This window comes from Streptomyces acidicola, from assembly GCF_009377235.1.
GTDB lineage: Bacteria > Actinomycetota > Actinomycetes > Streptomycetales > Streptomycetaceae > Streptomyces > Streptomyces acidicola.
In genome coordinates, this window is the sequence record NZ_VMNX01000161.1 from 1 (window position 1) to 21,693 (window position 21,693).

General features: G+C 70.5%; 12 protein-coding genes and 2 pseudogenes. 11 read left to right on the forward strand and 3 right to left on the reverse strand.

Going from position 1 to position 21,693, the window contains the following annotated elements:
* Nucleotides 1–324: 324 nt before the first annotated feature.
* From FPZ41_RS31880 to FPZ41_RS31900, 5 genes and pseudogenes are all read left to right on the forward strand, one after another.
* Nucleotides 325–2,598, forward strand: a complete 2,274-nt coding sequence (locus tag FPZ41_RS31880) for a serine/threonine-protein kinase (RefSeq protein ID WP_152867095.1) — start codon at nucleotides 325–327, stop codon at nucleotides 2,596–2,598.
* Between the two features lie 290 nt (nucleotides 2,599–2,888).
* On the forward strand, nucleotides 2,889–5,669 hold the full coding sequence (locus tag FPZ41_RS31885) for a protein kinase (RefSeq protein ID WP_322620978.1): 2,781 nt from the start codon (nucleotides 2,889–2,891) through the stop codon (nucleotides 5,667–5,669).
* A gap of 153 nt (nucleotides 5,670–5,822) precedes the next feature.
* A complete protein-coding gene (locus tag FPZ41_RS31890; RefSeq protein ID WP_194236276.1) occupies nucleotides 5,823–7,673 on the forward strand; it encodes a serine/threonine-protein kinase in 1,851 nt (616 codons plus the stop codon).
* A gap of 137 nt (nucleotides 7,674–7,810) precedes the next feature.
* Nucleotides 7,811–9,289 (forward strand): annotated as a pseudogene (locus FPZ41_RS31895) (serine/threonine-protein kinase); the annotation flags it as partial.
* Between the two features lie 94 nt (nucleotides 9,290–9,383).
* Nucleotides 9,384–11,225: a serine/threonine-protein kinase gene (locus tag FPZ41_RS31900; RefSeq protein WP_194236277.1), complete on the forward strand. Its 1,842-nt coding sequence runs from the start codon at nucleotides 9,384–9,386 to the stop codon at nucleotides 11,223–11,225.
* Between the two features lie 49 nt (nucleotides 11,226–11,274).
* Here FPZ41_RS31900 and FPZ41_RS31905 read toward each other — a convergent pair whose 3' ends face one another.
* Nucleotides 11,275–12,987, reverse strand: a complete 1,713-nt coding sequence (locus FPZ41_RS31905; RefSeq protein ID WP_152867099.1) for a glycosyltransferase — start codon at nucleotides 12,985–12,987, stop codon at nucleotides 11,275–11,277.
* Nucleotides 12,988–13,033: 46 nt separating this feature from the next.
* On the opposite strand from FPZ41_RS31905, the pseudogene FPZ41_RS48805 reads away from it, so the two are divergent.
* Nucleotides 13,034–13,495, forward strand: a pseudogene (locus tag FPZ41_RS48805) (Hint domain-containing protein); the annotation flags it as partial.
* A gap of 1,194 nt (nucleotides 13,496–14,689) precedes the next feature.
* Here the strand turns inward: FPZ41_RS48805 and FPZ41_RS31915 are convergent.
* Nucleotides 14,690–14,884, reverse strand: coding sequence for a DUF397 domain-containing protein (locus tag FPZ41_RS31915; RefSeq protein ID WP_322620979.1), 195 nt, complete (start codon nucleotides 14,882–14,884; stop codon nucleotides 14,690–14,692).
* Between the two features lie 10 nt (nucleotides 14,885–14,894).
* Nucleotides 14,895–15,404, reverse strand: coding sequence for a DUF5753 domain-containing protein (locus tag FPZ41_RS31920; RefSeq protein ID WP_322620980.1), 510 nt, complete (start codon nucleotides 15,402–15,404; stop codon nucleotides 14,895–14,897).
* Between FPZ41_RS31920 and FPZ41_RS31925 the strand changes: the two genes are divergently transcribed.
* The 5 genes from FPZ41_RS31925 to FPZ41_RS31945 form a co-directional block, all read left to right on the forward strand.
* Nucleotides 15,291–15,695: an ATP-binding protein gene (locus FPZ41_RS31925; protein WP_322620981.1), complete on the forward strand. Its 405-nt coding sequence runs from the start codon at nucleotides 15,291–15,293 to the stop codon at nucleotides 15,693–15,695. The genes FPZ41_RS31920 and FPZ41_RS31925 overlap by 114 nt on opposite strands.
* A 158-nt stretch (nucleotides 15,696–15,853) precedes the next feature.
* On the forward strand, nucleotides 15,854–17,311 hold the full coding sequence (locus FPZ41_RS31930; RefSeq protein WP_152867102.1) for an ATP-binding protein: 1,458 nt from the start codon (nucleotides 15,854–15,856) through the stop codon (nucleotides 17,309–17,311).
* A 174-nt stretch (nucleotides 17,312–17,485) separates the two neighbouring features.
* Complete coding sequence (locus tag FPZ41_RS31935) at nucleotides 17,486–18,886, forward strand: diacylglycerol/lipid kinase family protein (protein ID WP_322620982.1); 1,401 nt, start codon at nucleotides 17,486–17,488, stop codon at nucleotides 18,884–18,886.
* Nucleotides 18,887–19,096: 210 nt separating this feature from the next.
* Complete coding sequence (locus tag FPZ41_RS31940) at nucleotides 19,097–20,749, forward strand: succinic semialdehyde dehydrogenase (RefSeq protein WP_407698846.1); 1,653 nt, start codon at nucleotides 19,097–19,099, stop codon at nucleotides 20,747–20,749.
* A 42-nt stretch (nucleotides 20,750–20,791) separates the two neighbouring features.
* Nucleotides 20,792–21,693: NAD(P)-binding protein (locus FPZ41_RS31945; protein WP_152867103.1), on the forward strand; the 902-nt coding region annotated here is incomplete at its 3' end.

A 21,693-nucleotide genomic window follows, 5' to 3' on the forward strand; every position in this document is an offset into this window, starting at 1 on the left:
CAGGTTGATATCACTCGAACGGGTGTCGTGAGCTGGGATCTTTGTTCGGAACTCGGCCGTTCTGCGAGATGCGGGGGCAGAACTCGGCGGTGAGGGGGGCGGGTTCGGCGCGACGGCCGTCGGTGTCGCTGCGGAGGACGAGAGGTGGCGCCGTGGTGAAGTCATCGTTCCGGCAGTGGTGGTGTGCGGTGCCGTAGCGCGCTCCCCGGGCCGGGGTCGGCCGAGGGTGCGGCTTCGGGCGGGCAAGGGACACCCTGGGCGTGGGGCGGTTGTCGGGTGAGGGACAATGGAGGCTCTGTCAGGGCGGGTTGCATGAGGGGACGCATGTCGGAGGCGGAGCGGGGCGGGGCATCCCGTCGGGACGAGAGCGGACGTCTCCTCGCCGGGCGTTACCGGCTGGGAGGGGTCCTCGGCCGCGGCGGCATGGGCACGGTGTGGCGGGCCAAGGACGAGACGCTGGGCCGTACGGTCGCCGTGAAGGAGTTGCGGTTCCCGTCGAGCATCGACGAGGACGAGAAGCGGCGCCTCATCACGCGCACGTTGCGCGAGGCCAAGGCGATCGCCAGGATCCGCAACAACGGGGCGGTGACGGTCTACGACGTGGTCGACGAGGACGACCGGCCGTGGATCGTGATGGAGCTCATCGAGGGCAAGTCGCTCGCCGAGGTCATCCGCGAGGACGGGCTCCTGGAGCCGAAGCGCGCCGCCGAGGTGGGCCTCGCCGTCCTTGATGTGCTGCGCGCCGCCCACCGCGAGGGAATCCTGCACCGTGACGTGAAGCCGTCGAACGTGCTGATCTCCAAGGAGGACGGCAGGGTCGTCCTCACCGACTTCGGCATCGCACAGGTCGAGGGCGACCCGTCCATCACCTCGACCGGCATGCTCGTCGGCGCCCCCTCGTACATCTCGCCGGAGCGGGCGCGCGGTCACAAGCCCGGCCCCGCGGCGGACCTGTGGTCCCTCGGTGGCCTGCTGTACGCCTCGGTCGAGGGCGTGCCGCCGTACGACAAGGGCTCCGCCATCGCGACGCTGACCGCCGTGATGACCGAGCCGGTCCCGGAGCCGAAGAGCGCGGGACCGCTGAAGGACGTGATCTTCGGACTGCTCGCCAAGGACCCCCAGCAGCGGCTCGACGACGCGGGGGCGCGGGCGTTGCTCAGCGACGTCATCCACGCGCCCGACCCCAAGCAGGCCGAGCCGGAGCCGTTGGACGCGACGCGGGTTGTGGCCTTGCCGCCGGTACCGGAGGAGCTCTCGGGGAAGGGGCGTTCGGGCGGCTCCGGGGCCGGTGCCAAGCAGGGGGAGCCGGCGGAGGGCTGGCGGGGGGCGTTGCGTTCCGTGCGGAAGGCGGCGTCGGGGGCCGTGGCGGGCACGGCGGCGGCAGGCACGCGGGGCAAGGCAGGTGAGGAGAACGCCTCCGGGACGGCTTCGTCCGGGACGGAATCCGCCTCCGCCTCCGCGTCCGCTTCTGCATCCGTCTCCGCATCCAAATCCGGCTCGAGGAGCAGCTCTGCACCCGGCTCCACCGCAGGCCCCGGGGCGAGCTCCGGAGTTGGTGCCGGGGCTCGGTCGGGGCAGGGGACGGCCGCCGGTACGGGCGTATCGGACAAGTCCTCCGACAAGTCCTCCGACAGGTCCGGGGCGCTGTCCGGGCAGGCCGGTGGCTCCGGGGGTACCGCGTCCGGAGGCAAGGCCTCGGCCGGGTCGGCCGGAGCAGAGGATGTCGCCGCCACCAAGGCGGGCAACGCGGTGGCCGGGGGCCGGACTTCGGGGTGGCCGGAGATGCCGCCGCCCGACCTGCCGCCGCGGCCCGTGCCCCGGGCGTCGATCACCGATGTCGTGCCCCGGCGGACGCTGGTCATCGTCGCGGTGGCCGTGGTGCTGGCCGTACTCGGCACCGTGCTCGCGCTGTCCCTCGGCGACGACGGCGGGTCGGACTCCAAGGGCGGTGACACCAAGGCGGCCGCGTCCAGCGGCGTGAGCGCGAGCAGCAGCAAGGACGACGACTCGGGCACCGGTACGGAGACCGAGAAGACCGAGAAGACCGAGAAGACGGAGAAGACCGAGAAGACCGAGACGGGCCCGGGAGCGGACGCGTCGGCGAGCAGCGAGGCGAGCACGGAGAGCGGTTCCGGGAGCGGCGGGGACGCGTCGGGTTCGGACGGCATCGCGGAGTCGACGTACAAGGGGTCGCAAGGGTTCTCGATCGGGCTGCCGAAGGAGTGGAAGTACCGGTCGACGGATGCCGCGGGTGCCCGTTTCGCCGGGCCCGACGGGCAGAAGCTGCTGGTCGCCTGGACGACCACACCCAAGGACGACCCGGTGGCGGACTGGGAGAACCAGGAGCGCTACATGACGCGCTCGCAGTACGACCGGGTCGGAATACAGGAGGTGACCTACCGCGGTTGGAAGACGGCCGACTGGGAGTTCACCTACACGGAGAGCGGCACGAAGTACCGGTCGATCGACCGGGGGTTCGTGGTGAACTCACAGCAGGGGTACGCGCTGATGTACACCGCCAAGGCTTCGGACTGGGACAGTGAGTTGCGCAAGGACACGTGGCGGACGTTCACGGAAACGTTCCAGCCGAAGTCCTGAAGTCCTGAAGTCCTGAAGTCCGGCCGAAGTCCCCGGACGAACGGGTGGGATCCTCCGGGGGATCGGGTGAAACCCTGAGAGGTTCTCTCGGCGTCCTTTGAGAGGATCAGGCGAGGCCCTGAGGGGGTACTGAGACCCCTTGAAAGGCTTGTGAGGGGTGAGATCTCGAATCCCCTCAATGCGGGTTGCCTCCGGCACGTATCGTGAATGGCTGCGGACCGTACGCATCCAGTACGGAACGGGGCGCGAGGCGAACGGATTTGACCGACCGTGTGGCCGGGGGAGGCATCGTGGACGACTATGCGGGACGGGTACTCGCCGACCGTTACCGCCTGCCGCTGCCGCCGTCGGACGAGTACGAACTGGCCGAGACCCGGGCGTTCGACACATACAGCGGGCAGGAAGTCCTCCTACGGCAGGTGCCGTTGCCCGAGATCGTCGAGGCGGAGGTGCTCGACGCGGACGGGTTGCCCGACGGGTACGTGGCCCGGGACGGCCGGGCAGGCCGGACCGCCGCGCGGACCACGCGGCGGCCCACCGATCCGGCCGTGCGCCGGGCGATCGAGGCCGCGCAGGCCGCCGCGCAGATCCCCGACCACCCACGGCTCGACCAGGTCTTCGACGTGTTCGCCGAGAGCGGGTCGCTGTGGATAGTGAGTGAGCTGGTGGGCGCACGGCCGCTGGCCGCGCTGCTCGCCGAGCAGCCGCTGACGCCGTACCGGGCGGCCGAGGTCGCCGCCGACGTCCTCACCGCCCTGCGCGCGCTCCACGCCCATGGCTGGGTGCACCGGAACATCACCGCGCGAACCGTCCTCGTCTGCGACGACGGGCGCGTGGTGCTCTCCGGGCTGGCGGCCGGAGCGGCGGAGGAGGCGCTGTGCGGGTACGACCCCGTGCCGGTGCGCGAGTTCGAGGGCGAGGGCCCGTCCGGGGAACCGCGGGGGACTTCGGGTCCTTCGGGTGCCTCCGGTTCCGCGGCTGCTTCTGCCGACGGTGGGCGCGGTGGCCCGGACGGCGGCGGATCGCGTGCCGTTGAGCTCAGGGGGCCCCAGGGCGGGGCACCCCTGGCGGGTGGCGCCGATCCCGAGACCGCGCGGCGTGCCGCCATCGAGGCGCGGGCGGCCGGAGGCGCCGGGCCGGTCACGGACCCGGACCCGTCGGGCGGACAGCGCGTGCTCGACGCGGGCGGTGACGTCCGGGCGGCCCGGGCCGGGGCCATCGCGGCCTACCGCGCCGGTGCGCGGGCCGCGGCACGTGTGCATGAGGAACAGCAGGGCGGCCAGAGCGTGGAGTTGCCCGCGCAGCGACCGGCGCCCGCTCAGGGCGAGGTGACGCCCGCCTCGGGGCAGGGCGCGCCGTACACACCGCCCGGGCAGATCGCCGACCCGTACGGCGTGGCACGGCCGAACCCCTGGCACGGAGCGCTGCCCCGCGCCGGCGCTCCCACTGCCGACGGCAACGGCCAGGGACGGCCGGCCCTCCCCGGCGGCGACACCGGCGCCGGGGGCGGCGAGAGCGAGGCGCACGGCACGCGGAACGGCGCACCAGAGCACGGCGGACCCGGTGGACCCGCCGGGCCCGGTACGGGCACCTATGGCGGTGGCGCCCTCGGTGTCGGCACCCAGGGGCACGGCGTGCCCGGCAGCGGCGTGTACGGCGCGGACCCTCTCAGCAAGGGCGCGCCCGCGAGCCCTCAGCACGGCAACAGCGCGCCCGCACCCGCCCCATACGGTCACAGCGCGCCCAGCCCGTGGGGCCGGACGGTTCCCACCGGTGCTCCTCGGCGTGGTCCCGCCACCGCGCTGGCCGCCGAGCGGGCCCGGCAGGCGAGGATGGCGGTCGTCGGCCCCGTCACCGAGAGGTGGGCGCCCGAACAGGCCGTGCCGGTGCACGAGAACTGGCAGTTGGCGGCGCCGATCGGGCCCTCGACGGACCTGTGGGCGCTCGGGGCGCTGCTGTTCCGGGCCGTGCAGGGGCACGCGCCGTACCCGGAGGAGAACACCGCCGAGCTGGTGCAGCTGGTGTGCTCCGAGCCGCCCGCGTTCGCTGAGGAGTGCGGGCCGCTGCGGCCGGTCGTCGAGTCGCTGCTGCGCCAGGACCCCACCGAGCGGCTGGACTTCGAGGAACTGCGCGGCTGGCTGCGCTCGCTCGTGCGGTCGGCGCCGGAGCCCGAGGCCGGTGCGCACGTGATAGCGGCACCACCCGCGGAACCGAACCGGCTGCCGATCGTACGGCGTCGGGGCTGGCTCGTCCCCAGGCGTCGCGCCGGGCTGCCCGCGGCCGGCCCGCACGCCCGCCACCGGCGTGCCAAGCAGGACCGGCCGCCCAGGTCGCCCAGGCCGCGCAGTCTCGGGCGGAACCTGCTCCTGGTGATACTGCTCGCGCTGGCCGCGGCGATCGCGTACGCCATGGTGTTCATGCCGAAGGCCGGTTCCAGCGACGCCGTTGGCACGGGCAGCGGTCCCGACACCGGCCGGACCGGTGCGGCCGAGGACGTCAGCCCCGCTCCCGAGGCCAGCAGCGAGCCACGGCCCGACCAGACCTCGCCCGCCGACGACGACAAGAGCCCCTCCGGATCGTCGGGTTCGGCCGAGGAGCAGGGCAACGGCCAGCAGGTCGCCCAGGGCTTCACCCTGCGCAAGGACTCCGAGGGCTTCCAGGTCGCCGTCGCCCGCGGCTGGGACCGCACGCCCAAGAACGGGCGCGGCCAGATCGTCTACTCACAGGGCGGCTTCCAGCTCATCGTCGTCCCCGGCCGCGACAGCGCCGGCACGTTCGGCAGCGATCCGCTGGCGTATCAGCGGGAGGACGAGCGCGAGCTCCAGCCGTTCCGCGACTCGACCTGGGCGACCTCCAGCGGGATGCGGCTCATCGAGGTCGGCGGGCGGCGCATGGCCGAGGGGCAGTTCACCTGGCAGGACTCCACGGGGAGCGAGATCTTCGTACGGAACCTCGCGATCCTCATCAACGGCCGGTACCACGTGGTGCAGTTGCGCGGCCCGGAGGCCGAACGCGACGAGGTGACACGGCTGTTCGAGCAGGCATCGTCGACGTACCGGGTGACTGACTGAGCGTGAGGGAACCGTCCGCCGGAACGGTTCCCGTGCGTCACGGCAAGCGAGAACCGTCACAGTGCTGTCTCTGTGTCCCCCCGCCCGTTCCCTGTGCGGGAGCCGATCTCTACTCTGATGTTGTCAAGACCATTGCGGGGCAACGTGAATCAGATGCAGGGCCTGCTCCTTGCGGGCCGCTACCGGCTCGTCGACACGATCGGCAGCGGCGGCATGGGCCGCGTGTGGCGTGCGCGGGACGAACTGCTGCACCGGGAGGTCGCGGTCAAGGAGTTGACGGCGGCGCTGTACGTCACGGACAGTGACCGGGCCAGACTCTTAGCCCGAACCGACGCCGAGGCGCGGGCGGCCGCCCGGATCAACCACTCGGCCGTCGTCACCGTGCACGACGTGCTCGACCACGACAACCGGCCCTGGATCGTGATGGAACTGGTCGAGGGCGCCTCCCTCGCCGACGCGGTCAAGGAACGCGGCCGTGTCGAGCCGCAGGAGGCGGCCCGGATCGGGCTGTGGGTGCTGCGCGCCCTCAGCGCCGCACATGACGCCGGAGTGCTCCATCGCGATGTGAAGCCCGGGAACGTGCTGCTCGCCGAGGACGAGCGGGTGCTGCTCACCGACTTCGGGATCGCTCAGGTCGAGGGCGACACGACCCTCACGAAGACCGGGGAGATCGTCGGCTCCGTCGACTACATCGCACCCGAGCGGGTCCGCGGCCAGGACCCCGGACGTGCCTCCGACCTGTGGGCGCTGGGCGCCACGCTGTACACGGCGGTGGAGGGGAAGTCGCCCTTCCGCCGCACCACTCCGCTCACCACCATGCAGGCCGTGGTCGACGAGAACCCCGCCGAGCCGGCCCACGCGGGTCCGCTCGGGCCCGTGATCACGGCTCTGCTGCGCAAGGATCCCGCCGAGCGGCCCGGCCTGGCGGATGCGGAGCACATGCTCGCCGAGGCGGCGGAGGGTCGTTGGCCGCGTGGGGCGCAGGCGTACGTGCCGACCACCAGTCACGTGGCCACGCACCATGGGGCGAACGACCATGGGGCGAACGACCATGGGGCGAACGACCATGGGACGAATGGCCATGAGGCAAACCTCCATGAGCCGAGCCGCAATGAGACGAATGGGCACACGGCCTCGGGGCACGGCACCCCGGGGCACATAGCCTCAGGGCACGCAGTCCCGGGACACACGGCCTCGCAGCCGCCGGTCACCGCGGCACACCCCGGAACGGGCCCGTATGGTGCCGAGGCCCATGGGCCGGGCCACTACATCGCGTCCCACACCCCCGTGGCAGGCGCCTACCCGACCCACACCCAGGATCAGGCTGTCGCCCGGCCCGCGAAACGCAGGCGCGGCCGTACCGTCGTCCTCGTCGTGGCTCTGGCCGCCCTCGTCGGCGGGGGCACCGCGGTTGTCCTGCAGCAGTGGGACGAGGGGAATGCGCGGAACGAGGTGTCCGACAAGCCCAGCCTCGGCCCCAGCGCCGGCCCCAGCGACAGTTCGACGGGGAGTCCCGAAGACGGCACGGCCGACAACCTCCCCGACGGCTGGGTGCGCCGCACCGACCCTGCGGGATTCAGCCTTCCCCTGCCCAGCGAGAAGTGGGAGCGCAAGGTCTTCGACGCCAACCAGACCGACTACACCCCCGACGGCGGCAAGCACTTCATCCGCATCGCCGTCGACGACTCACCGGACTTCGACGACCCGTACATGCACCAGGTCGACCTGGACCAGCAACTCACGCAGCGGCTGGTCGACTACGAGCGGCTGACCCTGGAGGTCAACACCTACCGTGACCGCAGGGGTTCCCTGTGGGAGTACAGGTGGACGGCGCTGGCGAAGGACACCCCATGGCCGGGGCCGCGCCGCGCCATCGAGGAGATGTACATCGCCCGTGACGGCGTTGAGTACGTCATCTACGTGTCCGCGCCGGCGGAGGACTGGGACACCGCGCGCAAGCAGTTCGACACGATATTGCGCGGTTGGCGGACCCCAGGACAGTAGCCCGTTCACAGGGCCTGGCGTCACCCGCCGTTCGCCGCCCGTCACCCGCTGCCCGCGCGCCGTGTGTACGTCGTTTGTCGGCCACCCCGGCGCACGGTCCCGGAAGGGCTCCGTCCGCGTGGTGCATGATGGGGCGCATGGGGACCGAGGGGGACAACTTCCGTGTCATAGCGGACCGTTACCGCCTGGAGGCGAGGATCGGCCGGGGCGGCATGGGTGTCGTCTGGCGGGCGACCGACCAACTCCTCGGCCGCCGGGTGGCGGTCAAGGAACTCGTCCTCGACCCCTCTCCCGACGACGCGGAGTCCCGGCGGCAGCGTGAGCGCACCCTGCGCGAGGCCCGCGCGGTGGCCCAGCTCAGCCATCCGCACATCATCGTCGTCCACGATGTCGTCGAGCACGACGAACGCCCGTACCTCGTCATGGAGCTGATCGACGGCGGCTCGCTCGCCGAGCGTGTCGCGGCCGACGGTCCGGTGGACGCGCGTGAGGCCGCCCGGATCGGCATCGACCTGCTCGGCGCGCTGCGGCGTGCCCACGACGCCGGGGTACTGCACCGCGATCTCAAGCCCGCGAACGTCCTGATGGAGGCGGGCACCGACCGCGTCGTCCTCACCGACTTCGGCACCGCCCAGATCGCGGGCGCGACGACGCTCACCGAGACCGGGTCGTTCGTCGGCTCGCCCGAGTACACCGCGCCCGAGCGGATGGCCGGGGTCAGGACCGGGCCGGAGTCGGACCTGTGGTCGCTGGGCGCGTTGCTGTGCGCCGTGCTGAGCGGTGAATCTCCGTTCCGGCGCGACTCGTTGGGCGGGATTCTGCACGCGGTCGTCACCGACGAGATACGTCCGCCCGCGCAGGCCGGGCCGCTCCTGCCCGTCGTCCGCGGACTGCTGGAACGGGACCCCGACCGGCGGCTGGACGCGACGGAGGCCGAGCGGCTGCTGCGGGCCTATCTGGAGACGGGCCGTACGCCCCCGGCACGGGTCGGGCGCACGCCGGCACGACCGGACGCGACGCGGGCCTCCGCTCGCCCGGACCCACAGGATGCTTCGGGGGCCACCCCACAGGACGCCCCCGCGCACTTACGGAACCTCGCGCCCGGCGAGCCCGGCGCACCCGGCGGGGCGGCCGAGCGTCCCCTACGGCAGCCCACGCGGGGCGTGCTGATCGCGGCCGCGCTGGTGGCCGCGATGGCGGGTGCCGGAGTGTCGGCGGCGGCCCTGCTCATGCGGGACGGCGGCGACGGGGGCGTCACGCCGACGAGTTCGGCACCCAGCACGCCGGGGAACCCGTCGTCGAGCCCGTCGTCGCCCTCGGCAACGGACTCGCCCTCGGCTACACCTTCAGACGCGGACTCGCCCTCGGACAAGGCGACCCCCTCGGACACCGACTCGCCGTCGCCCTCGCCCTCGCCCTCGCCCTCGGCCACGGCCACGGCCACGCCCTCGGCCAAGGCCACGCCGTCGTCGTCGGGGTTCACTTCCGCCGGGACGCGCTCCCGTGCGGCCACCGCGGCCGCCGCAGCCACTGGGCCCACCGCGGCCACCGCGCCATCGGCACCCTCGGGCCACCGGCTCGCCGAGGCCCCGCGGGGGTTCGCACTCGCCGTGCCATAAAAGGGAGATAAGCGGCGACCCGCGTCACGGGTCTGTGACCAGAAAGCGGCGAGGGTGGATGCCGGGCGCCTGCCGCGATAGAGATGAACCCATGAGCAGCAACGGGGGAGCCCCTTACGGGTCCGACGAGCCGACGAGTTTCGGACTGCAACCGCCGAGGCCGGGAGTGCCGTACCCGGGGAATCCGTACGCCCAGCCGGCGGAGGCCGCACCCGCCCACGCGTCACCCGCCGACGGTTCGCCCGCCCACGCGTCGCCGCAGGTACCCGTACCGGCCCCACACGCGACGCCTCCAGACGCGACGACGCCCCCGCGCGCGGCACCCTCACACGTGACGCCCCCGCGCGCGGCACCCTCACACGCGACACCCCCGCCCGCCGCTCCCGCTCAGGTGGGGTCCCAGCCGCCCCTGCCGCCTCAGCAGGACCCGGGCGCCGGACGTCTGATAGCCGGCCGCTACCGGCTGCTCGCCAAGCTCGGCCACGGCGGCATGGGCACCGTCTGGCGGGCCAAGGACGAGACGGTGGACCGTGAGGTCGCCGTCAAGGAGCCCCGCGTCCCCGACCATCTTCCCGACCTCGAACGTTCCAAGGCTTTCGAGCGTATGCGCCGCGAGGCGCGCGCCGCGGCCCGGCTCGACCATCCGGCGGTCGTCAACGTGCACGACGTGGCGGTCGTGGACGGCCGGCCGTGGATCGTGATGGAACTGGTCCAGGGGCGTTCGCTGGGCGCCGCGCTCCAGGAGGGCACCCTCGGGGTGCGCGACGCGGCGAAGATCGGCCTTGAGGTGCTGGGCGCCCTGGAGGCGGCCCACGCGGCGGGCATCCTGCACCGCGACGTCAAGCCCGACAACGTCCTCCTCGGCCGTCACGACCGCGTCGTCCTCACCGACTTCGGCATCGCCCAGATCGAGGGCGAGACGAACCTGACGGACACAGGCGGCTTCGTCGGCTCGCCCGAGTACATCGCGCCGGAGCGGGTGCTCGGCCAGCGCCCGGGCCCGGCGTCGGACCTGTGGTCGCTCGGTGTCGTCCTCTACGCGGCCACCGAGGGAGTCTCGCCCTTCCGCCGCACCAACACCCCCGCGACCCTCCAGTCCGTCCTCAACTCCGCGCCCGCCGCGCCCGCTTCGGCGCAGGGTCCGCTGGCCGAGGTCATCAACGGCCTGCTCAACAAGGACTCGGCTCGCCGCCCGACCGCCGACCGGGTCCGGGCCCTCCTGGAGGAGGCCGTCAGGCCCCCGGCCCCGGAGCCCACCCAGGTCGTACAGCTCACCGGCCCCGCACCCGGCTCCGGCTCCGGCGGCAAGGGCGTCCGCATCGGCCCCAAGGCCCTGTTCGGCCTGGGTGCCGCGGTCGTCGCGGCGGCGGTGGCGGCCTACCTGGTGATCGCCGACCCGTTCGCGGGACCGCTGCCGGACGGCTGGAAGACCCGGGCGCACACGAAGCTCGGCGTGACGCTGGGGGTGCCCGCGGCCTACCAGGTCACCAAGCCCGACGCCGACGACCGGGACAAGAACTGGGTGACCTACTCCGACTACAGCGGCAGCATCCGGATCGGCCTGAACGTGGCCCGGAAGTCCGAGGACTCCCTGAACCAGATCAAGAACTCCGCGCCGGCCCAGATGTACGCCGACGACGAGAAGTTCAAGGACGACGGCAACTACGACCTGTCCATGCCCGAGGGCGCGACAACAACCACGGACGACGAAGTCACGTACCAGGGCAAGCAGGCCGCCGAGAACACGATCGAGTACACGACCACCGACACCCAGAACCCCCTCCCCCGAGAGCTGAAGATCTTCTACTACCGCACCACGGACGGGGACATGTACAAGCTCACCATCAGCTACCCCGGCAAGGGCGACTTCACGGAGCGCGGCCGCGAGGTGGCGAGGACGGCGATCGCGAACCTGGAGATCAGCACGCCGTGACGCGGACATCGGTGCCCTCGGCCGAGTGCGGTGGGCCACCGATGGACCATCAGGAAGCGCTGATGGACAGGTCGTTCGTGACGGTGAAGAAGAAGCGGGCTGCCACTGATCCGCCGGTTGATGTGGCCATCGTGACGGCCGGGTACTTGTCGGTTTCCTTGCGGTCCACGATGTCGCCGAGCAACCGTCCGAGGCGGACGGGTTCGGCGCCTTGGACGGGTCTGAGGAACAGGTCCCACAACGCCTTGTCGGGACCGGCGGGACTGGGCAGGGACATGAGCCGGGCGCGGAACAGCGGCCCGTCGACGGCCGCCACAGGTGTCTCGAAGCCCTCCGTGCCCTCACCGCGTGAAACGCCCACCAGCGCAGCTCCCTCACCGAGCACGACTCCGTGAACGAATGCCTCCACCGTCAGCGAACCGTCGCCGGCGGGCAGGGCCGTGACCTCACCATGCGCTGCGCGGTGAAACGTCCGCAGGGCGAGGTAGCCGTCCTTGGTCGTGTACGGAATCGACCACGTGACAGGTTCCCCAGCTGTGGGTGTCGCACTCAACAGACCGCGCTGCTCGACGAGGCCGGCCTTGAGACGGCGCCGTATCCCGTCTTGGGACCGCTCGATGTGCAGGTCCCAGCGGCCTTCGGCCAAGGAGAGCCGATCACGGGTCAGGGTGACGGTCCGTGGATCTTTCGTGTCGCTCGGCGACTCCAGAGGAATCCTGAGTTCGTCGTCGTTGTGCCGGCGACGCAGCACGAGCGTGAGGCCTTCCCCGGAAACGCCCGACGCCCTCACTGAGATCCGTACGCTTCCCTCGGTGTCCACCCGGCAGTCGCTCATCGGCCGCAGCGGACGCGGCTTGGCGTCCCTGGCGAGTTCTCCGGTCAACGAGGAGGTGGCATCTTTCGGACCCGGACCCGGTGTCTCGTTGGTACGGGGAACCCGGGAGGCGCGTGGCAACAGAGCGCCGATGGCACGCCTTGCCCGCCGGGTGATCTTCAGTGTCACAGGAGTGCGCGCCTCCAGAATCTCGCCGATCAGCTGCTCGTACTGCAACGCGATGGCGCTCGGGGCGAACCGCTGGACGGTCGACCGGGCGGCGGCACCCAGTCTCCGCATCTGGTCCGGGTCCTCGATCAGCTTCAGCAGCCCGGCGGCGAGTGCGTCCGGGTCCCCTGAGGGAACGAGCAGTCCGTCGGAGCCGTCGGTGATGATCTCGCCGGGACCGTGCGGGCAGTCGGTGGCGACCACGGGGACGCCGGCGTGCATGGCCTCCAGGATCGTCATGCCGAAGGACTCCCACTCGGAACTGACCGCGGCGACGGACGCCTTCGCCCACTCGGTCTCCATGGTCGCGTGCGGGCCCATGAGGAACGCGTGGTCGTTCAGGCCGAGCGTGTCGATGGCGGCACGCAGGTTCGTGCGCTCGGGTCCCTGACCGTAGATCCGCAGCCGCCACTCGGGGTGTACGGCCACGACCTTGGCGAAGGCCTCGACGAGCAGGTCGTAGCGCTTGACCGGCATCAGTCGCCCGGCGGCGATCACCAGCGGCGCCCGTAGGTCGGAGGGCTCGGCCTTCGGCCGGGGCGCCGCGTTCGCGATGTCGGTGATCCGTGTCCTCAGCCCGGACAGGTGCCGGCGATGGTCGTCCGCGTCCTGCGTGGAAACGGTGACGAACGCGTTCAGGTGGCGGATGGCCTCGTTCTGCGCAGTCCGGACGCCGGGCACGTGGTTGTCGTACGACAGATGCTCCTGCCCGATACGCACATAGCGGCGCGCTCAGAGTAAGAAGGCGGCCGACGAGGCGGCGAAGGCCGCCGAGGAGTGCAACAGCTTCACGCCTGACACCAAGGTATTGATGGCCGACGGCACCACAAAGAAGATCAGGGACGTCGATGTCGGTGACAGAGTGTTGGCCACCGACCCGGAAACCGGTGAGACGAAGGCCGAGACGGTCACCGCGGAGATCAAGGGCAAGGGCCTGAAGCACCTCGTCAAGGTAACGATCGACGTAGACGGCAAGAAGGGCGACAAGAGCGCCTCGGTCACCGCGACCGACAGCCACCCCTTCTGGGTCCCGGAGCGGGGCGAGTGGATCGACGCCACCGATCTGGAGTCGGGCGAGTGGCTGCGCACCCGCGCTGGGACCCATGTTCAGATCACTGCGGTTGAGCGTTGGACGGCAGCAGCCACCGTGCACAACCTCACCGTCAGCGATCTGCACACGTACTATGTGCTGGCGGGCGCGACTCCAGTTCTTGCTCACAACGTAAATGAAGGCGATCTCTGTAAGTTGACTCTCGGGCCCAACTTGAGGGGGCAGAAGGCGGAGGGAGTTACCGCTGAGCGCGGAGACACCGTACTCGCGCACGAACAGAGAATGGTCAATGAATTCGGCGATCTAAATGGCTGTGCTGCCTGCGGTGCCACGAAATCAGGTTGCAATGATGGCCACTGGGCTGGTGATCACAATCCGCCGAATAAGCTTGCTCCTAAGGGCCCGTGGACTCTGTATCCGCACTGCAAGGCGTGTTCGAAGCAGTAGGGCGGAATCGTGGGCACTTTACTCAAGGGGTACTATGACTTCCCGGTGTGGAAACCCAGGCAGTAGGTGGATTGGATGATGCTCTTCGCCTCGTGTGCGACGAGATTCGCGCACGGTCTCGTTGTCGCTGCCGCGCCCGGGAGCGTCGACACACATGCAGGCTGGGACCCGGCGGTTGATGTAGTTCACGCAGGGTCGGACTCTTTGTTTATTTCGGTTCAGCAGGCTGTGAGCGGCCCGGCGTCAATTCAGTGCGTGCAGGGGCCTTATCGGCCGAATGGGAAAGTCCTTGTGTACTCAGGGAATCTGACTCTCCCCGATGCGTCTCTTGAAATTTCGGATCCGAATGAATCAGTGAGGCTGCTGATTCCTGTTCCGAATGTAGAGAATCGGGTCGATATCTATGGAGACGGCACCGATGAGCCTGATGAGGTGGTTATCGTTCTGACGGGCAATGAGTCGTGGTAATCCGCAAGTTCTGACGGAGGTGGTCGGCTTTTCTCGCTGCGCGACTCCATTGGGCTTTGCGTAACGGCGAATCGCCCCCTTCCGGGCTCACAAGAATCCCCCGCTAGATTTTCTGGCGGGGTTTCTTGGGTAGCTGCACCGTGCATCGTTGCTGCGCTGGGGTTACCCGTGGCCCAGATCTGTTAATCGCCTACGGCAGAGCACCGCCAACTTCAAGGAGACGGTCACGTTCACGGATGTGGTGTACGGCGGCTGCGGGCAGGCAATCGAATCCGCAGGTGCGACACATTTCCCGAATGTGTCGCAGTTCAGCGGTTACACCATCTCCGTGGACACGGTCAACGAGGCTGACGAGCCACTCGTCCCCCTCCTTGCCGCACGGCTGCGGTTCGTGAACAGCATCGCCGGTACCGCGGGTCCATGCGGCTGGTGCGGAGCCTTGGCGGTCCAAGCTTTTCAAGGGAATGGGATGAGTCCCGGCGATCGCAGGGTGGCTATCAGGGCGCCGAGCTGACGGGTGTCGGTCTTGAGAACGGCTTCCGGGGCGTCGCTTTCGCGGAGGAGGATCGTTCCGGCGGGGGTGGCGGCGAGGTAGACGCGGGAGGAGGCTTCCTCACTGTAGGTGGATTTCTGCCAATTGAGTCCGGTCACGGCTCGGCTTTCAGGTGTCTCGGGCGATGCGATGGATGAGCTCGCGAGAAGCGTCGGGTTCGAGTGTGGCCCGCTCCATGCGGTCCAGGATGAGTCGGTACTTCGTCAACTGTGCTACAGCATCGACGAGTTCACTCCCATGGGCGGCATCGAGCTGACCAGTGTCGAGTTCGGGAACGGGCCCGTGGGCGTAGTCCAGGCCGTGGCCGACGGTGGGGAACGCGGTTCCGTCGAAGGGGATCACCCGGAGGGTGATCTGCGGTTGCTGGCTCACCTTGACGAGATGGTCCAGTTGGGCTCGGGCCACCTCGCGACCGCCGAAGCGCATGCGTAGGGCTGCCTCGTGGATGATCGCCGTGTACGGCGGTGGTTGCTCCCGGTGCAACACCGCCTGACGCTTGATGCGGTGGGAGATGCGGTACTCGATCTCGTGGGGGCGCAGTGCCGGGACTACCTGGCGGAAGAGGGTGACATCGCCCAGCTTTTGACGTCCGAGTTGGTGACCAACGCGTATCAGCACTCCACTGAGCCCGCGCTGCTCCGACTCCGTGGTTTCGGCGGCGATCGCCTGAGGGTCAGCGTCTGGGACGCCAACCCCCACATCCCGCCTCCCTTCGACCAGCGGCAGCCCGGTTCGCTCAGTCTCGTTCCGGCTGAGGCGGTCAGCGGGCGCGGTCTGCTCCTCGTATGCCACTACGCGGATGCCTGGGGCGGTTATCCCCTCGGTGACGATCTCTTCGGGCGGGCCGGGAAGCTGCTGTGGTGTGAGCTGGGGGCGCGGGGCGTCGATGTGGCCGTGGCTGCCGCGTGAACGTCTTCAGGCTGGTGCAGGGGGCTCAAGGGGCCCTGCTGTCGTGGTCGGCAGCGAAGGCGCCGGGGCCCGCGCTGCGCTTCCAGTGCGGGGCGCCCTGAGCGCCGGTAAAGTAGGAGGGTCACAAACTTTGCCCGAGTCCTACTTTGGAGCCGCCCATGGCATTCACCGGCCGCCGTCGTGAACTGCGCATCCTGGATACCTGGCTCGACAAGGTGCGCTCTCCCTCGGGCGGGAGCGCGGGGCAGGCGCTGGTCCTCAAAGGGCGGCGCAGGATCGGGAAGACCCGGTTGGTGCAGGAGTTCTGTGCGCGGTCCGGAGTGCCCTACGCCTTCTTCCAGGCGACCAGAAGCCAGCCCGCGCCACTTGCCCGGCAGGCACTGTTCGACGCCGTGGCCGAGGGGGAGGGGCTGCGGGAACATGCCCAGGCGCTCGCCCACGCCGCACCTCCCGGGGACTGGGTGCGTTCCCTTGCAGCCGTAGCGGCCGCGTTGCCCGCGCGGGAGCCGTCGATCCTCGTACTGGACGAGGTGCCCTGGCTCGCAGAGGCTGACCCGGGGTTCGATGCCGCGCTCAAGACAGCCTGGGACATGTACCTGTCCGACCGGCCCGTGCTGCTCCTGCTGCTGGGCTCCGACCTGGCGATGATGGACCGGCTCACCTCCTACGACCATCCGTTCTACGGGCGGGCCGGGCAGTACACGGTCGGTCCGCTCAACCCCGCGGACGTCCGTGACGCCACGGAACTGGATGCCGCGTCCGCCTTCGACGCCTACCTCGTCACGGGCGGTTTCCCGGAGGTCGTCACGGGCTGGCGGGCCGGAGAGTCGTTGTCCGCCTATCTCGAACGGCAGTTGGAGGATCCGTCCTCGGTGCTGCTGACCACCGGAGAGCGCTCGCTCGCGGCTGAGTTCCCCGCCCGGCTGCAGGCGGGCAGGGTGCTGCGGGCCATCGGCTCCGGGGAGCGGACCTTCTCGGGAATCGCGGCCCGTACTGGTGGCAGCGGAGGGCAGCCGCTCGCCCACGGGACCCTCGCTCCGATACTGACCGAGCTCATCGAGGCCAAGAAGATCGTGGCCGTCGACATGCCGCTCTCGACTCAGCCGGCGCCCAAACTGAAGCGGTACCGCATCGCCGACACCTACCTCCGTTTCTGGCTCGCCCACCTGGAGAACGCGGTCGCCCAGGCCGAGCGGGGGCGAGGCGCCCAGTCGCTGACCCGCATCGAGAAGTCCTGGCCGTCCTGGCGCGGGCGGGCCATCGAACCGGTCGTCCGGGAAGCACTGGTGCGGCTGCTGCCCGACGACACCTTTCCCGACGTGTCCGAGGTGGGCGGCTGGTGGAATCGCCAGAACAACCCGGAAGTGGACCTGATCGGCGCCGACAGCGAGCCGGTGGCCGGAGCCGTGCGCTTCGTCGGCTCGGTGAAGTGGCGGGACGACGCCCCCTTCGACGCACGCGACCTCACGGAACTCGCCGAACACGCGCGTCAGGTCCCGGGGGCGGAGAGGGCTGTGCCGGTCGCCGTCACCCGTACTGCGCCGACGAAGGGCGTGCGTGAGGACCTCGCGGTGTGCTGGCAGCCGGGCGATCTGCTGGGGGCCTGGGCGGCATGACCGTCGCGCTCCTCGCACGCTTTCCGGGGGACATCCAAATACCGGGAGACCTACCAAGTGCCGGAGGACCTAGACGAGTTCCGTCCCGCACGCTCCTGATCGCCCTCCGGCGCGCGTGCGTTCCTTCTACTATTCCCCCTGCCGAGGGCATGATCGCAGGAGAGGCAGACGCACGTGGGCATTGATCTGGACGGACGGGCTCATGCCAGGCAACGCTGGGCCGCCCGCGTCGCGCTCGGGGCCGCGGGCCTCTCCGTGCTGTTGCCCCTAGGGGTCGCGGGGCCCACGAGTGTGCTGCTCCTGCTGGGCGTGCTGATCGGAGTGGCGGTCACTCTTGCCGCGCTCTGGTGGGTGCTGACCCGGCGAGGCGCCGCCCGGATCGGTGCCGGGCTGCTCGCCGTCGCCGCGCCTACCGCCGTCATCTGGGCCTTCGCCGCCGCCAACCTGCTGTGGGTCGTCGTGGTGTCCCTTGCCCTGTGGGGACTCGCCGTCTGGGCCGGGAAGTTCGCTCTGAGCACCACCCGGTCGCACACCGTGGGGGTGCGCGCGTACCGGACGCCCGCTCCCGCCCGGCCGTTCCTCATCATGAATCCGCGGTCCGGGGGCGGGAAGGTCCAGCGGTTCGAGTTGAAGGAGAAGGCCGAGCAGTTGGGGGCGCACGTCCACCTGCTCGACCCCGCACGGCACGAGGACGTCGTCGCGCTCGCCCGGGACGCCGTCGACCGCGGGGCCGATCTGCTCGGGGTCGCCGGCGGGGACGGCACACAGGCCCTTGTCGCCGCCGTCGCCGCGGAGCACGACATTCCCTTCCTCGTCATCTCCGCAGGCACCCGCAACCACTTCGCCATGGACCTCGGCCTCGACCGGGACAATCCGGCCGCCTGCCTCGACGCGCTCACCGACGCGGGCGTCGAACTCCGCGTCGACCTCGGCTTCGCCGACACACCGAGGGGCGGTGCGGCGCACCCCTTCGTCAACAACGCCTCCTTCGGGGCCTACGCCGCCGTCGTGCAGAGCCCGGAGTACCGGGACGACAAGATCGGTACGACGCTGGAGCTGCTGCCCGATCTGCTCACCCACCAGCGGGGGCCACGGCTCGTCGCCCGCGCCAGGGACACCGTCATCGAGGCGCCCCAGGCCGTGCTCGTGAGCAACAACCCCTACCGGAGCGACGACCTCGCCGGCCTGGGGCGCCGGGAACGGCTCGACTCCGGAGCGCTCGGCGTGATCGGCGTCAAGGTCGAGAGCGCCGCCGAGGCCGCCGCCCTGCTGCTGGGGCCGAACGCCCCCGGGCTCACGGTCCTCACCGCCCACGAGGTCGTCGTCCAGGCCGACCGGGCGGAGATCGAGGTGGGCATCGACGGCGAGGCGCTGGTCCTGCCCACGCCCGTACGGTGCCGGATCGAGCCCGGGGCCCTGCGGGTACGGGTCCCCGCGGGCCGTCCCGGCGTCCCGGAGACCAAGCCGCCCCTGGACTGGCGACGACTGCGCAAGCTCGCGGCCGCGGTGGGCCGCACGGCCCTGCCCAAGAGCCGCCAGGGCGGGGGCGATTGGAGGGGCGGACACGGCGGGTAACCGCGGTCTTCAAAGGGTCCCGGGACCGGCTGGAGATTCTCACGACGTGATCAAGTCGTCATCGTTCGTCATCGTACGTGTTTCAATTACCGTACCTGCGTCCTGAGCAGTGCATTCGCTGTCGCTGCTCGCCCGCGCGGTGTGCGCGCCTGGTGAAAGCCTGTTACCGCCGGGTACCCAAAGGCTCCGCGCAGGCATACTCTGCGCGTCATGATGGACTCGCAGGCCCCGGAGAAGACCGGCATGGACCCGGAGAAGACCGGCATGGACGCAACCCCCGGTACCAACCCGCTCGCGCCCGCCCCCCAGGGCACCCGCACCGTCGCCGACGTGGTCACGCCGGAGCTGGTGGCCCAGCTCACCAAGGGGGTGGCCGGCTCCGGCCGCACCGCCAACCACACGCCGTTCACCGGTGAGAAGCTGGCCGACCTGCCCGAGTCCACCCCCGAGGACGTGGGACACGCCTACGAGCAGGCGCGCAGCGCGCAGGCCGTCTGGGCCCAGAGGCCGATTCGGGAGCGCGCCGCCGTCCTGCTCCGCTTCCACGACCTGGTGCTGGAACGTCAGGCCGAGGTGCTCGATCTCATCCAGCTGGAGACCGGCAAGGCCCGCCTGCACGCGCACGAGGAGATCCAGGCCGTCGCCGTGGCCGCCCGCCACTACGGGCGCAAGGCGGCGTCGTACCTGAAGCCCAAGCGGCACGCGGGCGCCATGCCCACCCTCACGCGCGTCACCGAACTCCGCCACCCGCGCGGCGTGATCGGCCAGATCGCCCCCTGGAACTACCCCTTGGAGCTGTCGGTCGGCGACGCGATCCCCGCCTTCGTCGCGGGCAACGCGGTCGTGATGAAGCCGGACACGGAGACCGCCCTCACCGCGCTCTGGGCCCGCGACCTGCTCATCGAGGCCGGACTGCCCGCCGAGGTCTTCCAGGTCGTCATCGGTGACGGCCCGGTCGTCGGCCCGGAGGTCGTCAGGCACGCCGACTACGTCTCGTTCACCGGTTCCACCCGCACCGGCCGCGAGGTCGCCCAGGGCGCCGCCGCCCGTCTCGTCGGGGTGTCCCTCGAACTCGGCGGCAAGAACGCCATGCTGGTGCTTCAGGACGCCGACATCGAGAAGGCCGCGGCCGGCGCCGTCCGCGCCTGCTTCTCCTCGGCCGGTCAACTCTGCATTTCCATCGAGCGGTTGTACGTCCACGAGTCGATCGCAGACGCCTTCGTGAAGCGGTTCGCCGCCCGTACCAGGGCCATGCGGCTCGGCACGTCCCTCGCGTACGGCGCCGACATGGGTTCGCTGGTGGGGGAGCGGCAGTTGGAGACCGTCACGCGGCACGTGGAGGAGGCCGTCGCCAAGGGCGCGAAGGTCCTCGCCGGTGGCGTGGCTCGCCCGGACATCGGCCCGTACTTCTACGAGCCGACCATCCTGGAGGGCGTCGAGGCTCCCATGGCCGTGTGCGCCGAGGAGACCTTCGGCCCGGTCGTCTCCGTCTACCGTTTCAAGGACGAGGACGAGGCCGTCGAGCTCGCCAACTCCACGGCGTACGGCCTGAACTCGTCCGTCTGGACCCAGGACGGCAGGCGCGGCCGCGAGGTCGCCTCCCGGCTGCGCACCGGCACGGTCAACGTCAACGAGGGCTACGCCTCCGCGTACGGCAGCGTCCAGTCGCCCATGGGCGGCATGAAGGACTCCGGCCTCGGCCGCCGCCACGGCTCCGAGGGCATCCTCAAGTACACCGAGGCCCAGACGATCGCCCAGCAGCGGGTGCTGCCGATGGCGCCGGCGCTGGGGATGGACGACGAGAAGTACGCGGCGTTCATGAGCCGGAGCCTGAGGGTGATGAAGGCGCTGAGGCTGCGCTAGGCGCGCCCCGACAAGGGCGCGGGGCGTCGGAAACCCGGAACCATGCGGCTCTGCCGTGTGGGCGTGAGCAACCACGGACGGCCCCGCACCGCACACCCGACGAGGAGAGAGCACGTGCCCCAGGAGTACTCCGCATACGACTACGACGTCATCGTGGTCGGCTCCGGCTTCGGCGGCAGTGTCACCGCCCTGCGCCTGACCGAGAAGGGCTACCGGGTCGGCGTGCTGGAAGCGGGCCGCCGCTTCACCCGCGAGACACTGCCGAAGAACTCCTGGGACCTGAAGAACTACCTCTGGGCGCCCAGGCTGGGCATGTACGGAATCCAGCGCATCCACCTGCTGGGCAACGTGATGGTGCTCGCGGGCGCCGGAGTCGGCGGCGGCTCCCTCAACTACGCCAACACCCTCTACGTGCCGCCGAAGCAGTTCTTCGAGGACCCGCAGTGGAAGGACATCACCGACTGGCAGAAGGAGCTGCAGCCGTACTACGACCAGGCCCGGCGCATGCTCGGCGTACGGCTCAACCCGACGATGACCCCCTCGGACGTCCACCTCAAGGCAGCGGCCGAGCGGATGGGCGTCGGCGACACCTTCCACCTGGCGCCCGTGGGCGTGTTCTTCGGGGACGGCGAGGACGCGGAGGGCACGGTGAAGGCCGGGCCCGGCGAGGAGGTCGCCGACCCGTACTTCGGCGGCGCCGGGCCGGCCCGCAAGGCCTGCACGGAGTGCGGGGAGTGCATGACGGGCTGCCGCCACGGCGCGAAGAACACCCTCAACGAGAACTACCTGTACCTGGCCGAGAAGGCGGGCGCCGTCGTCCACCCGATGACGACGGTCGTGTCGGTCACCGACGACTCGCAGGGCGGATACGCCGTCACGACGCTCCCCACGGACGCGAAGGGGAAGAGGAAGAGGAAGAGGGAGGAGGGGGAGGAGGGGGAGGA

Coding starts and splice junctions, on each gene's coding strand:
- FPZ41_RS31880 (WP_152867095.1), top strand. CDS start 325: ATGTCGGAGGCGGAGCGGGGCGGGGCATCCCGTCGGGACGAGAGCGGA.
- FPZ41_RS31890 (WP_194236276.1), top strand. CDS start 5,823: ATGCAGGGCCTGCTCCTTGCGGGCCGCTACCGGCTCGTCGACACGATC.
- FPZ41_RS31900 (WP_194236277.1), top strand. CDS start 9,384: ATGAGCAGCAACGGGGGAGCCCCTTACGGGTCCGACGAGCCGACGAGT.
- FPZ41_RS31930 (WP_152867102.1), top strand. CDS start 15,854: ATGGCATTCACCGGCCGCCGTCGTGAACTGCGCATCCTGGATACCTGG.
- FPZ41_RS31940 (WP_407698846.1), top strand. CDS start 19,097: ATGATGGACTCGCAGGCCCCGGAGAAGACCGGCATGGACCCGGAGAAG.